7 protein-coding genes and 1 pseudogene are annotated in these 14,669 nt (G+C 39.1%); 2 read left to right on the plus strand and 6 right to left on the minus strand.

The window, feature by feature from the left end; all coding sequences use genetic code 11:
• The first annotated feature begins 120 nt into the window (after window positions 1-120).
• Window positions 121-291 (plus strand): DUF3042 family protein, encoded by a 171-nt coding sequence (locus ACUW6H_RS03985; RefSeq protein WP_001051782.1) that lies wholly within the window; start codon window positions 121-123, stop codon window positions 289-291.
• Window positions 292-489: 198 nt separating this feature from the next.
• Here ACUW6H_RS03985 and ACUW6H_RS03990 read toward each other — a convergent pair whose 3' ends face one another.
• The 3 genes from ACUW6H_RS03990 to ACUW6H_RS04000 form a co-directional block, all read right to left on the minus strand.
• Entirely contained in the window at window positions 490-1,329 is an 840-nt protein-coding gene (locus ACUW6H_RS03990; RefSeq protein ID WP_454361438.1) for a thymidylate synthase, read from the minus strand.
• Window positions 1,330-1,427: 98 nt separating this feature from the next.
• On the minus strand, window positions 1,428-2,387 hold the full coding sequence (locus tag ACUW6H_RS03995) for an ROK family glucokinase (protein ID WP_000078588.1): 960 nt from the start codon (window positions 2,385-2,387) through the stop codon (window positions 1,428-1,430).
• A 125-nt stretch (window positions 2,388-2,512) separates the two neighbouring features.
• Window positions 2,513-4,915: an Ltp family lipoprotein gene (locus tag ACUW6H_RS04000; RefSeq protein ID WP_454361441.1), complete on the minus strand. Its 2,403-nt coding sequence runs from the start codon at window positions 4,913-4,915 to the stop codon at window positions 2,513-2,515.
• A gap of 158 nt (window positions 4,916-5,073) precedes the next feature.
• On the opposite strand from ACUW6H_RS04000, the pseudogene ACUW6H_RS04005 reads away from it, so the two are divergent.
• A pseudogene (locus ACUW6H_RS04005) lies at window positions 5,074-5,456 on the plus strand (IS30 family transposase); the annotation flags it as partial.
• A 199-nt stretch (window positions 5,457-5,655) separates the two neighbouring features.
• Here ACUW6H_RS04005 and ACUW6H_RS04010 read toward each other — a convergent pair.
• From ACUW6H_RS04010 to ACUW6H_RS04020, 3 genes are all read right to left on the minus strand, one after another.
• Complete coding sequence (locus ACUW6H_RS04010) at window positions 5,656-7,023, minus strand: Ltp family lipoprotein (protein ID WP_454361443.1); 1,368 nt, start codon at window positions 7,021-7,023, stop codon at window positions 5,656-5,658.
• A 90-nt stretch (window positions 7,024-7,113) separates the two neighbouring features.
• Window positions 7,114-8,835: an aminodeoxychorismate synthase component I gene (gene pabB / locus ACUW6H_RS04015; RefSeq protein WP_454361445.1), complete on the minus strand. Its 1,722-nt coding sequence runs from the start codon at window positions 8,833-8,835 to the stop codon at window positions 7,114-7,116.
• A 66-nt stretch (window positions 8,836-8,901) separates the two neighbouring features.
• Window positions 8,902-14,667 (minus strand): ZmpA/ZmpB/ZmpC family metallo-endopeptidase, encoded by a 5,766-nt coding sequence (locus tag ACUW6H_RS04020; protein WP_454361447.1) that lies wholly within the window; start codon window positions 14,665-14,667, stop codon window positions 8,902-8,904.
• Window positions 14,668-14,669: the final 2 nt, after the last annotated feature.

The raw sequence follows: 14,669 nt of genomic DNA on the forward strand, positions 1-14,669 counted from the left end.
CTTTTTTCCTTGAAAAATTCCCATTTTTTCGTTACTATTATTATATCACAAAAAGGTTGGTCAGAAAAATGCTACCTCTTGAGGAGCCTGGCTGATCGGGAAGATAAAGGAGGAAGACTCATGGCTAAAGGATTCGCTAAAGGTCTTGTAACAGGTGTCGCAGGAACTGTCGCTGCCGTTGCAGGTGCAGTATACGCAATTAAAAAGAAAGTGATTGAGCCAGAAGAGCAAAAAGCAGCTTTCATCGAAGAAAACCGCAAAAAAGCAGCTCGCCGACGCGTATCACATTAAGAAGTAAAAGAAGTTGAGAAATCTCAACTTCTTTTTTCTATTCTTTTATACTCAATGAAAATCAAAGAACAAACTAGGAAGCTAGTCGCAGGTTGCTCAAAGCACTGCTTTGAGGTTGTAGATAAGACTGACGAAGTTAGTTACATATATCTACGGTAAGGCGACGCTGACGTGGTTTGAAGAGATTATCGAAGAGTATTAAATAGCCAAATCAAACTTCAGCTGTGGCTTGACCGGATCATAGTCAACCAACTCAAAGTCCTCGGCTTTGATATCAAAGAAATTGGTCCCATCTGGCACATTCAAGACCAAACGAGGTTGGCAGTTTGACGGTTCACGACAAAGCAATTCCTCTGCTTGTTCAAACTGATTATCATAGATATGGAGATTGTTGATAAAGTAGAAAAACTTCCCAACCTTCCAGCCAAAATGCTTGGCAATCATCATTTGAAGAGCCACATACTGCATAGCATTGATGTGGTGGGCCACCAGCATATCATTCGAACGCTGGGTCAAGGTCGCATCCAGATAGATGTCCCCATCAACCCGACGGACATCAAACATGGTCTGAAAGGCGCATGGAAGAAGACCATCTGTCTCCTCAAATGCTTGGTAATCCCAGAGCGAGATGATATTTCGACGGTTCCAAGGATTTTCTTCCAATTGTTTGAGAATCTTATTGATGATGTCGTGTTTCTTAACGACTGCCCCATAGCGCTCACCGATGGTTCCCGTTTCTCCCACTTCCCAGTCATTCCAGTAGTGAACATTGTACTTGCTATTTAGCACTTCTAGGCTATTAGACTGGTCTTGGTAGATCCAGAGTACTTCCTTGATAGCGGATTTGATTGCAATAGGACGTAGGGTTGTGATGGGAAATTCCCCTTTTGCCAAGTCATACTCTGCAAAAGCACCAGTCACATACTTAGAATTGGCAATAGTTCCATCTTTGTACTTGGGACGAGCCTGCTCAGAAAAGACACCGTCTTTGAGGATTCGTTCAATATTTTCTTTAAAAATCGTATCTGCTTTTGTCATTTACTCTCACCTCATTTATTGTCCTAACTAGTATAGCATAAAAAAAGAAAGGAGGAAAATCACTGGCTTTAAAGTAGTGTTTTCCCCTTTTTATGATCTTACTGCAATACAAGCGATGCTGCTCCGATAACTCCAGCGTCATTTCCTAGAGTTGCAAGAGCTAGTTTAGTTGATGTGCGTACTTGTGGGAAGGTATTTTCATCATAAACCTTTTGCACGCCTTGGAGAAGGAATTCTCCCGCAGCTGATACTCCACCACCAATAACGATTGTTGATGGGTTTAGGATTGATCCGATGTTAGCACAAGCGATTCCCAAGTAACGTGAGAAGTTACGGTAAACGATCAAAGCAAGGTCGTCCCCTTCTTTAGCCAAGTCAAAAACAGTTTTAGCAGTTACTTCTTCACCGTCGTCTATCAAGCGTTTCAAGGCCGCATCGCCTTCGTATTCATCTGCATATCGACGAGTCAAGTTGACAATCCCTGTTGCAGAAGCAACTGTCTCAAGACAGCCTTTTTTACCACAGGTACATGCGATTGGTTGGTCAAAGTCAACAGTGATGTGGCCAAGCTCACCTGCCGCTCCAGCAACACCGTGGAGAAGTTTTCCTTCTGCCACGATACCGCCACCAACACCGGTACCAAGTGTCATAAAGACAACGTCTGGTTGGTTGTCACCAGCACCCATCCAGCGCTCACCAAGAGCAGCTACATTGGCATCATTATCAATGAAGAATGGAATCCCCAAGGCTTTTTCAATCTTTTCTTTAATCGGTTGAAGGGTTTTCCAGTTGAGGTTGTAGGCACCAATAACAGTCCCTTTTTCACGGTCAACCACACCAGGTGATCCCATTCCAATACCTCGGAAATCCGTAGCTGACAATCCAAGCAAGTCCAAACGATGCTGAATAGACTCAATCATATCATCTACAATATGGCTTCCTTCGTCCAAAATATTGGTCTTAATAGACCATTTTTCTTGGATTTCTCCCTCTTGAGTTAAAATTGCGAACTTGACAGATGTTCCACCAAGGTCAATCCCAATAATCTTTTGACTCATCGTCTTCTCCTTTTTAATTGAAAATGCTTACAGATATAGTATAACAAAAACGTCTCTTTTGTGCAAAGGTTTGCAGGCTACAAGCCAAAATTAAAACATCTCATTTACTTCACTATTTGTAAAAATTAGTCACCTAAATGTTGAATGGCATAGTTGGCTTCTTCTTTGGTAAATTTTCTAAAATAAGGAGAAGTTAGCCTCTCATAAATTTCTGTCTTTGATAAATGGGCATTCTTTCGGTATTCTCTTGCTTGAGCTAAGGCATTCGCCTTATAGTCTGCTTGCAAATGATTGATAGCATATTGTGCAGTGTCACTATTAAAACCTTCATAAATTAACATCTCATAAATTCTTTTTTTTGACAAATGAATCCTATTATAATCTTGTGCTGTCTTTAAAGCTGCTGAGTATGGATTCCCGGCTGCTGGTTTTGGTTGTCGCACACCATCGTTTCCTACATAGTAACGACCACCATCTACCCATTTACCCCTTACCATTTTGCCTTCAGAATTAACATAGTAACGGCCACCATCTACCCATTCATTCTTGGCCACCTTTCCATCTGATTTATAATAATAGTCTCCTACCCATTTATTGCGGGCAGTGCTTCCTTCTGGTGTTAAATCTAGTTTTTGAATGGCATAGTCTGCTTCTTCTTTTGTAAATTTTCTAAAATAAGGAGAAGTTAGCCTCTCATAAATTTCTGTCTTTGATAAATTGGCATTCTTTCGGTATTCTCTTGCTTGAGCTAAGGCATTCGCCTTATAGTCTGCTTGCAAATGATTGATAGCATATTGTGCAGTGTCACTATTAAAACCTTCATAAATTAACATCTCATAAATTCTTTTTTTTGACAAATGAATCCTATTATAATCTTGTGCTGTCTTTAAAGCTGCTGAGTATGGATTCCCGGCTGCTGGTTTTGGTTGTCGCACACCATCGTTTCCTACATAGTAACGACCACCATCTACCCATTTACCCCTTACCATTTTGCCTTCAGAATTAACATAGTAACGGCCACCATCTACCCATTCATTCTTGGCCATCTTACCATCTGATTTGAGATAATAATTTCCTACCCATTTGTTGCGAGCGTAGCTGCCTTCTGCTGTGAGATAGTAATATGAACCATAGTTTTTATCATAAATCCAGTCACTTTTAACCTTTTTTCCATCAGAATCAACATAATAACGACCACCATCTACCCATTCATTTTTAGCTCTCTTTCCATCTGATTTGAGGTAGTAATTTCCTACCCAGCCAGACTGAACTTTAGATTGTGATTTATCCTGTTTAGGAGTTGTTTCTTTAGCTTTTTCAGTAGGTTTTTGTGCTGGTGTTTTTGGTTTATCAGCAGGTTTTTGTGCTGGGGTTTTCGGTTTCTCAGCAGGTTTTTGTGTTGGTGTTTTTGGTTTCTCAGCAGGTTTTTGAGCTGGCGTTTTCGGTTTCTCAGCAGGTTTTTGTGCTGGGGTTTTTGGTTTCTCAGCAGGGCTTTGTGCTGGTGTTTTCGGTTTCTCAGCAGGTTTTTGAGCTGGCGTTTTCGGTTTCTCAGCTGGTTTTGGTGCTGGCTTTGGTTGCCACACACCATCGTCTCCTACATAATAACGACCACCATCTACCCATTCATTTTTGGCCATCTTACCGTCTGATTTTAGATAGTAATTACCTACCCATTTGTTGCGAGCGTAGCTTCCTTCTGCGGTTAGATAATAATAGGATCCATAGTTTTTGTCATAAATCCACTCAGCTTTAGCCATCTTACCATCTGATTTAAGATAGTAATTGCCTACCCATGTGTTGCGAGCGTAGCTGCCTTCTCCTGTTAAATAATAGTATGACCCATAGTTATTGTCATAAATCCATTCATTTTTAGCTCTTTTCCCGTCTGATTTGAGATAGTAATTACCTACCCATGCGTTTCGAGCGTAGCTACCTTCTGCGGTTAGATAATAATAGGATCCATAATTTTTATCATAAATCCATTCACCCTTAGCCATTTTACCATCTGATTTAAGATAGTAATTGCCTACCCAAGCATTTTGGACATAGTTTCCCGAAGCATTTAGATAGAAATAAGAATTAGCTTTTTTATCAAAAATCCACTTATTAGTAACTTTAGTACCATTTTCATAGTACGATGAGCCTACCCAACCAGACTGAGCTGTAGATTTGGACTTATCCTCTTTAGGACTTGTATTTTTAGGTTTCTCAGCAGGTTTTTGAGCTGGTGTTTTCGGTTTCTCAGCTGGTTTTGGTGCTGGTTTTGGTGCTGGTTTTGGCTCTGGTTTCGGTGCTGGTGTTTTTGGTTTCTCAGCAGGGTTTTGAGCTGGTGTTTTCGGTTTCTCAGCTTGATTTGGCGCCGAAGTTGTATTCTCTTTTACAACCTTACCGTTTTTAGAAACATCCTTTTCTTGAGCAGAAACATGCTGAGCCAAAAAAGGAAAGGCTCCAGTTGTATCTGTAAGTGAAATGAGTCCCAGTGTTGCAGTTGCTAAGCTGGTTACTAAAACTTTTTTTGATTTTTTCATAAAAATCTCCATTGTTTTTAATGATTTATACCTATAGTATACCATATGCTTAATTTTTTTTACACTCAAATAATAACTATTTATGAAAGCCCTATTTTAAAATGAAGTGCAACACAAAAGACATGTTCATCTGATATACTAGAGTTGCGAAAAACAGTATAAAGGAAGATGAACATGTCCACTCATTATTCTCATACAAGCACTTATCTGAAGCTGAGCGACTAGAAATTGAATCTTATTTAAACGTAGGACTCAAATCTGCTGAGTTTTCTCGTAGACTGGGGGAAACTGCTCTACTATTACTCGTAAAATGAATCGTGGTTCCATAACACAAGTGAAATAAGTCAATGGGCAGAAGATCTATTACCTACACCATTATGCAGATGCTACCCCTAACCGTTATCAGTATACTAGAGAAGCCAGCTATTATTTGAAACTAGATGGTTTATCGGACGACTTTCTGAAAGAATTTACAGAAGTAATGGGAGAGAAACCAACGGGACATAGCATAGATGCCTTTGTTCACACCTATAAACTCCAACCCCTTTTTGAAATTGGAAAATCCATTCTGTTCTAAGTGGAAAGACAATAGGAGAACCTTCTATTTTGAACTTGGCTATAGTCCGCAAAAAAAGCTGTTTGAGTTCACTCAAACAGCTTTAAAGATACTCTCTTAATTAGAGGAACAACTTTGTTGCACTTGACTTGTCAATCAGTGTTAAAATAGTTATTCTAAATAATTAGTCGTCAAGATGTTGAATGGCATAATTAGCTTCTTCTTCTGTAAAGCCATCTATATAAGAAGTCAATTGATTGAAAAGACCAGATTTAGACATATTAAATAATTTTCTATAGTTCTTAGCATTAAACAATGCATTATACTTATAATCAGCTTTTAGATGATCAATAGCATATTGAGCTGCATCATTTGAAAATTTATCAAATTGAGAAGTTAATTGTCTATACATACGTTTTTTTGACATATGGAATAGCGAGTTATAACTCTTTGCCTTTTCTAAAGCAGCAGAATATTCACTATTGGTTGATGATTTGGTTTCCCATAATCCATTAGCTCCTACATAGTAACGACTACCATCTACCCATTCACTTTTAGCCATCTTACCGTTTGATTTAAGATAGTAATTTCCTACCCAAGTACTACGAGCGTAACTTCCCTCTGAAGTCAAGTAGTAGTACGAACCATAGTTCTTATCATAAACCCACTCACTCTTAGCCATCTTACCATTTGACTTCAAATAGTAGTTGCCTGACCAAGCATTGCGAGCATAGCTACCTTCTGCTGTTAGGTAGTAGTATGAACCATTGTTCTTATCATAAATCCACTCACCTTTAGCCATCTTACCATTTGATTTCAAATAGTAGTTGCCTGACCAAGCGTCACGAGCATAGCTACCTTCTGCGGTTAGGTAGTAGTACGAACCATAGTTCTTATCATAAACCCACTCACCTTTAGCCATCTTACCATTTGATTTGAGATAGTAATTACCTACCCATGTGTTGCGAGCGTAGCTACCTTCTGCTGTTAGATAATAGTATGACCCATAGTTTTTATCATAAATCCATTCATTCTTGGCCATTTTACCATCTGATTTAAGATAGTAATTGTCTACCCAAGCATTTTGGACATAGTTTCCCGAAGAATTTAGATAGAAATAAGAATTAGCTTTTTTATCAAAAATCCACTTATTAGTAACTTTAGCACCATTTTCATAGTACGATGAGCCTACCCAACCAGACTGAGCTGTAGATTTGGACTTATCCTCTTTAGGACTTATATTTTTAGGTTTCTCAGCAGGTTTTTGAGCTGGCGTTTTCGGTTTCTCAGCTGGTTTTGGCGCTGGTTTTGGTGCTGGCTTTGGCTCTGGTTTCGGTGCTGATTTCGGCGCTGGTGTTTTCGGTTTCTCAGCTTGATTTGGCGCCGAAGTTGTATTCTCTTTTACAACCTTACCATTTTTAGATGCGTCCTTTTCTTGAGCAGAAACATGCTGAGCCGAAAAAGGAAAGTCTCCAGTTGTATCCGCAAATGAAATAAGTCCCAGTGTTGCAGTTGCTAAGCTAGTTACTAAAATTTTTTTTGATTTTTTCATCAAAAATCTCCTTTAAATTTTTATTGTTTACGGTTACATTATAACACAAATATGTATTAATATATACTAAAAACTATTAATCTATAAAACTCACAATACTATTAATTCCAACTCATACAAGCCTCTGACTGCATTACAGCCATAGATAGTCTCCGCTTGGTTCAAGTCTGCCAAAGTCAAAACTTTTTCCTCTACCTGTCCTCTTTCCAGCAAATGCTGACGATAAGTTCCTGGTAAAATTCCTAGACTGGTAGGCGGTGTGTAAAGTTTTCCAGCAATTTTCAGAACTAGATTCCCGATAGAGGTTTCTAATAGCTCTCCTGCCACATTATGGTAAATGATTTCCTGTTCCCCTAAGCTCAGGTGCGGTCTGTGAGTGGTTTTGAAGTAGGTAAATGATTGATTCAAATCTGCTTCTTGCAGACAAAGTTTGGCTTTGCAGAAACTTGGACTGAGGGGGGCTAAGATTTGGCGACTGAGTTCTATCTCTCCAGATTTGCTGAGACTAATTCGTAAACGGTAGTCTTTGTGGGAATCACAAGCTTGACACTCTTCCTCTATCTTTTGTCTCAGTTCTTCTAGATCAAAAGGATAAGCAAAATAACGACTCGCCTTTGTCAGTCTTTCCAGATGTTGATCTTCAAATAGCAGGCTCTTCTGGCTAACTCTTCCTGTAGTAATCAATTTGAAACGAGCTTGTTTACGATAGAGAACAGCCGCCTTTTGATGAACTTCTCGGTATTCAGATTCCCAAGTACTATCCCATGTAATCCCTCCGCCAACTCCATAGATGGCTTTCCCTTGATGCAGTTGGATAGTCCGAATGGCGACATTGAAAATTCGTCGCCCATTTGGAAGTAAGAGACCAATCGTTCCACAGTAGACTCCTCTGGGTTGTGGCTCCAAGTCCTTGATGATTTCCATAGTCGCAATTTTCGGTGCTCCTGTGATGGATCCACATGGAAAGAGGGAGCGAAAAATGGCAACCAAGTCCACATCCGGTCGTAACTGACTCTTGATGGTCGAAGTCATTTGCCAAACGGTTGAATACTGCTCCACTTGACACAGACGTTCTACATGCTCACATCCAACTTCAGAAATACGGTTCATATCATTGCGCAAAAGGTCTACAATCATCATATTTTCAGAGCGATTTTTAGGATCCTGTTCTAGCCAACTAGCTTGGGCAAGGTCTTCTTGGTCAGTCACTCCCCGCTGGGTTGTTCCCTTCATTGGACGAGTCGTTAATTCTCGGTCATTTTGCTCAAAAAAGAGTTCTGGACTCATGGAAATCACTGCCATCTCATCATGTTCAACATAGGCATTGTAACCCGCCTCCTGTTCTACCACCATGCGATTGTAGATGGCAAAAGGATTGGCACTTAGGTCTTGCTTGAGTTGGACGGTGTAGTTGACCTGATAGGTGTCCCCCTGACGCAAATGATGGTGAATCTGCCCAATAGCCTTTTCATAGTCTGCTTCAGACGTTACTTCCTGCCACTTTGAAGGCAGATCTACTTCCTCATAAGTCAGTGGAATAGGGGATGTTTCCACCCTATCGTGAACGGTAAAGTAAAGCAAATATTCGCCCAGTAGAGGAAGCTTGTGAACTGCTAGCTTTTCCTCAAAAGCAGGTGCAGCCTCATAGCTGACATAGCCCACGACATAATAGCCTTGCTCTTGGTAGCTTTCCACTTGTGCTAGCAAGTCCGCCACTTCTGCTAAATCTCTCGTTTTTAACTCTTTAATCGGCTGGGTAAAGGTGTATCTCTCCCCCAAAGCCCTAAAATCAATCACTGTTTTTCTATGCATATCTTAAGTATAGCACAAAAAGGCAGATACAGACAAAGCTGATCTACCTTTTTAGTCATTTCGACTTTATAACGATGTTTTGGTAAATAAATTTCCAGAGAATCCATCTGATTTTTGAAGGAGCTGTTTGTAAACCTTCCATTTAAGATCTTCAGTATTTTTATAATGATTCTTTATATTTGGATTTTCCAAGCTATCTAGGTCTTTTTGAACAGCTTCATCAAATAAGGACTTTAACTCAGCATAAGTAGAGATAGATCTGCCATTGATTTCGATTGTAGTGAAGCCGTTTTGAGCTTTGTCATAGACTTCTTTATACCAATGTTTCTTCCATGCTTCAAGAGTATCAAATTGCCCATTAGAGATTTTCTTGATAATGAAGTCATCACCCAACAACCCTTTGTTTTCATTGTTAGCTTCCGCCTTATATTTGTTTGAAGCGTAACCAATAAATCCGTTAAGATAACCATAGTATCCCCACATACGGAAAGCATTATGTTTGAATGAAATCGAACCAACTGTACTCTTGCTAGTATTACCACCAAAGATACCCGACATCATATTTACGGTTTGGTAAGCACTGTCAAAACCTTCCGAACGATAACGTCCGTTCCCTGGCATACCATGTTTTGTAACGAAGTTATGATCAACCAATTGATCAATGCTCGTAATCGTCAATTTCTTCTCATTATCCGTTAAATCACGTAATTTATCCCATTGATGTGGCTCGCCTTTCAGATTGTTTCGTTCAGCGTTCGTACGCCATTCTCGGTCCATCTTCTTGAACCACTTACTGTTGTCGTCCAAGTGTTTTCCAATAACTGCATCTGCTTCTAGATGGTCCAGCATCATCAGAGCCTCGTTATAGTTCTTCATATAGTGATCAATTTCTTCACGGTTCTTTAACTTATTTGGATCATAATTGTAGATTTGATTGCCATCATTCTGACGTTCATAAGCCATGTTCAAACCTAAGGCGCCGTATTCACCATTTGGATTTGTCAACGATGGTGACTGGAGCATACCTTGCGCAAAGGACTCTAAGTCCGTCCCTTCACGATGATACCAACCGCCATAGTAAGCCATACGATCATTAACATGAGTCGTTTCATGCGTGAAGGCCGATGTACCAAAATCACTTATCAACTCTGTCATAACAAAGTAGACAGCATCTTGCTGATTTGGAGCTGCAAAGATATATGCGTAAGCACCATATCCATACTGATAGCCATGATATTTATGAATCCGTCCAAAGAACTCTCGAATCGGAGCATAATCTGGTTTCCCATCCTTGTGACCATATCGGTTTGCCCAACCGATACCAGGCGCATCATGATTGTCCCAAACAGGTGTTGGAACACTATTTTCACTCTTGAGGAGCTTATTACGTACATTATCAGCAGCTAATTTTGACCAAAAGTCTAAGTAGTTCACCTGCTCTTTTGCTCTCTTATTGATTTCACTCTTGAAGGCTTCACGAGCCTCCTCAGTATTTTTACCATATTTTTCAAAAGCACTAAAAGAAATGGTATTATAGGTCGAAATCATGAAGAGATGCGAGTTCTTCAAGTTTAATAGAGGCAAAATCATCCGACCATGCACGCCATTATTAATCCCTTCATACAGACGATACTTCTTATGAGCAAAATCGGGGTTCAGTGATGGCTGTTCTACCACATAAGCATTCTTTTCAATTGCCTTTTTAAACCAAACATTCATATCGGTTTCATTTGTAAACAATTTCATGTTATATGTTAGAAACTCATGAAGGCTTCCTTTACCTGTAGCACCTGCAATCACTCGACTATACGCATCTTGGGATTGGTCGCCCTTAAGATTGTTCTCTTTTGAGCCGATAGTGATCAAGCGATCTAAGACATTCACGTTCTTACCATAAAAATCTGGTTTAAACATCATAATATCTTTGATCGACAATTCATCATATTTAATGCCATAGTATTGGTTCAAATAAGCAAGCCCCATCATAATGTTGGCCTTATTGTCTTTAACTTTCTTAATGAAAGCACGTTGAGCTGCTTCATCATCATTTAGTTGATGATCTTCATTTTCAACAATTTGTTTCACCAAGTTTCCAAGATTTTGTTTTACTTCATCAAAACTTTCTTCTAAGAATAAATCGCGAATGTAACCATTTTTTCGTTCATCCGTGTTTTCTTGCGGTTTGTTCCGCTTGTCCATTAACGCACGCACTTCAGGTGAAATCAATTCAACACCTACTAATTTTGCTTTAATATCGTTGATTAATTGTGTTCTATCTTTAACAACCATGTTTGGTGTATAGACAACATCACCTAATCCTTCAATACTATATTCACGAACTTGTTGGACTTGAGAATCAGCTTTACGTGTGACAACTTTTTCTTCCTTAGTACCATCAGCATAATGAATTATAATATGATCAACATCTGACAAGTCAGTTACAAATTGCCCATCTTTCATACCTGTAACAGAAAGAACTTCTTTCGTAACCAAGTTTGAACTAGCTTCCAATTTATTGGCCTGATTGACAATCCACTCCTTATTATAGAAAGGTTGTAATTTTTCGATATTGCGATAAGCAAGTTCCCGGTCAATTCTGTAGTCTTGAGTATCTTTATAGGTCTTATCTAATGATTTCGTATTGTTAAGAGTGTCCTCAATTAGAGGTTTAATTTCAAACTTATCAGCAGTGATTCCCATTGCATCAATCTTGGTATTAGCTTCTTCGAGACTAATTTCCCTAATTCTATGTGAACGAGAATATTTGAACGAATGTTTACCCGCACTAACATCTTTTACAACAAAGTTTCTTTCAAGAGCATTATTCGTGAAGTATCCCCCATCGTAATCAATATCACCGGAACCATAGAATTCTTCACCGTTCTCAACTTTCATCATTGAAACATTATTTTCAAGTTTGCCCCATACCCAGTTCTTACTGATGAAACCTCCAACATCTACAGGTGATTTAACTTTAATTGTTCCTTTAGCAACTGAATTTCGTACAGTCCCATATTTACCGATGCCATTAGGGTCCGAACTATTGTCAACAGTAGACGCAAGACCAGCAACCCGAGCCTTAGTTGCTGTAATATCAGCTTCTACATATGTTTTATTCGCATGGCCTTTCCAAATCTCACCCACAATACCAGCAAGATTCCATCCTTTATCCCCAACACCATCAATTTTACCAATGAAAGCAACATTATTAACTTTAGCGCCCTCACCATCTAATTTATTAACCACACCAGCAATATCATTTTTCGCAATAATATGGCCTGTAACTTTGACATTTTCGATTACAGCATTTTTAACAATTCTTGCAACGGGTGCAATATTTTCTGCCCAAGGCATATTAATATTCACATTGCCAAGATTGATATTCTTCACAGAAGCATTTTCAATACGCTCAAACAATGGTCGAGCGATATTATGAATGGTATACTGTTTTCCATCAACACTTGTTAAATGACCATTAAATACACCTGGTACATATTGTTTATTTGGAGTTGGAACATTTGCTGCGTTCAAATCTGCACCAAGCTTAAACGTCCCCTTACGATTAGCATGCATTGCTTTTACCAATTCATTGAAATCGTAGTAGACATTCTCTTCATGAGATTTTGGCTTGGCAAAATAATGAACATATTCTTCACTGAGTTCATTACCATTAGTATGCTGAACTAGATCAGGAGCTTTAGCAGTGACCTTATATAGTGTTTTTCCATCGACAGTAACTTCTTCGATTTTATCCACAGCAAGACGGGTCACCTTATTATCATGCGTAGCGATTTTTAGATAGTATGGTTTTACATCAGTTGGAACAGAAGTTAAGAAGCTACTATCCGTTTCAACACCATCAGTATCAACACTTATTAAGCTTGTTTCTTTAATATTTTTGACTTCAACTTTTTTGAGGTCAATTCTTAGCGGTTCTTCCCTTAGAACTTCTTCTTCATCACCTTCACCACGGTCATAAACCATTTTGGTTTCGAGTTTATAATCCTTGTAGTACTGCAAATCTGTCAGGCTAGCTGTTAAGTTGTCTGGTGAAATAGTCAAGGTTTTGACAATCTCATCACCTTTTTTCAGAGTTAAGGTGATAGATTTAATGGCTGCTTTACTTGGATTTTCTAGACTATACTTAACATCTGAAGTACGCTTCAAATCCTTAGACTCAACTGCTGTGATGGTCAATACTGGTTTTTCAAAGTTTTTAGTTCCTAATTTGACGATACGATCTTGATCCAACTCCAAAACCTGTTCGACAACTTTCGGTGCTTCTTCAGTCTTCAGCCCTTTAATTGTCTTATAGGTCTTTATAACCTTTTTCTGTCCGTCTTTTCCTTCTTTGACAGTAATTCTTTCACCTTTTTTCAGTTGGTCATCTTCTTTAACAACTTCCTTAAATGGAATCTTTTCAAGACTTTCTTCTACCAGAGTTCCATCAATTGGTTTTGTACCACGGCTTATTTTTTTAATGACTGGTTCTTTGATGACAATGGTTGTTGTATTTAAAACTTGATCGGTCTCAATACCGTCGAGAGCCTTATAAGTCGTTTTGGTAATTTGACTACCCTTTTCTCCATCTTGGATGACAGTTTCTTCGTCCGTATACTTGGTTGGATCTTCGATAATTTCTATCTTATAGTCAATCTCCGTAGTGGTTTCTTTCGTAACCGCACCCTCAGCTACTTTATATTCAGGTAACTTTTCTTGAACTATCGACTCACCTTCTTTACCCGTTTCCTGAGTACCTTTGGCTTCAATCTTTCCTGTATGTTCTGCCTGTGGTTCTTGAACTAAAGACTCGCCCTCTTTTCCTAGCTCCTGAGTACCTTTAGCTTCAAGCTTACCTGTATATTCCGCCTGTGACTCTTGAACTAGGGATTCTCCCTCTTTGCCTGGTTCCTGAGTACCTTTAGCTTCAAGCTTGCCTGTATATTCCGCCTGTACTTCTTGAACTAAAGACTCACCCTCTTTTCCTGATTCCTGAGTACCTTTAGCTTCAAGCTTGCCTGTATATTCCGCCTGTGGTTCTTGTACTAAGGATTCTCCTTCTTTATCTGGTTCCTGAGTACCTTTAGCCTCAACTTTTCCAGTATATGCTTCCTGTGGTTCTTGAACTAAAGACTCGCCCTCTTTACCAGGTTCTTGAGTGCCTTTAGCCTCAACCTTTCCAGTATATGCTGCTTGCGGTTCTTGAACTAAAGATTCGCCTTTTTTACTGCTTGTGTTGATAGTCGATTTTGATTCTTTAAAGTAACCAACATACTCATATCCTTCAATATGAATAACACCTTTAGCCAAACCTTCATGTGTAGATGCAGAAATAGTTTGGTTATAAGAAAGCAATTCTTTATTTTCAAATGCAAAGGCAGTAAAAGGTACAAAATTGCTGATGCCGATAGAGCTGATTAACAGAATCCCAAGTACTTTACTACGGTGTTTCTTAGAAACTAATAGAACCGCTAGTGAGGCTGTTGCCAATCCAAGACCTGCCAAAGCAAGCTCCTTACTTCCTGTGTATGGAAGTTGTTGACTGTTAGTCTCCTTCTTGCGATAAACTACATAAATAATATCTTCATCTTGAAATTCTGTAGGAACCTCATGATGAATCAAGGCTTTATCAGACTCGGTCAATTCCTGCTCCGCCAAATAACGGTAATGAACACTATGAGCACCACCGACTTCATTGGCGTGCACCTTATCTACTGAAAGGGTACTGGCACCAAAAAGGAAGGCACCAATGGCTACAGGACCTACCCCAACAGTTAGCTTACGAATGGAATATTTGGTAATTTTTTCTAGTTGTTGTTTTGTTTTTTTCATTC

It is taken from the genome of Streptococcus sp. 151470009-6 (assembly GCF_053628175.1).

What these genes read in the sequence shown, in the direction of transcription:
- ACUW6H_RS03985 (WP_001051782.1), top strand. Translation starts at nt 121, where the DNA reads ATGGCTAAAGGATTCGCTAAAGGTCTTGTAACAGGTGTCGCAGGAACT.
- pabB (WP_454361445.1), bottom strand. Translation starts at nt 8,835, where the DNA reads ATGCATAGAAAAACAGTGATTGATTTTAGGGCTTTGGGGGAGAGATAC.
- ACUW6H_RS03990 (WP_454361438.1), bottom strand. Translation starts at nt 1,329, where the DNA reads ATGACAAAAGCAGATACGATTTTTAAAGAAAATATTGAACGAATCCTC.
- ACUW6H_RS03995 (WP_000078588.1), bottom strand. Translation starts at nt 2,387, where the DNA reads ATGAGTCAAAAGATTATTGGGATTGACCTTGGTGGAACATCTGTCAAG.
- ACUW6H_RS04010 (WP_454361443.1), bottom strand. Translation starts at nt 7,023, where the DNA reads ATGAAAAAATCAAAAAAAATTTTAGTAACTAGCTTAGCAACTGCAACA.
- ACUW6H_RS04000 (WP_454361441.1), bottom strand. Translation starts at nt 4,915, where the DNA reads ATGAAAAAATCAAAAAAAGTTTTAGTAACCAGCTTAGCAACTGCAACA.
- ACUW6H_RS04020 (WP_454361447.1), bottom strand. Translation starts at nt 14,667, where the DNA reads ATGAAAAAAACAAAACAACAACTAGAAAAAATTACCAAATATTCCATT.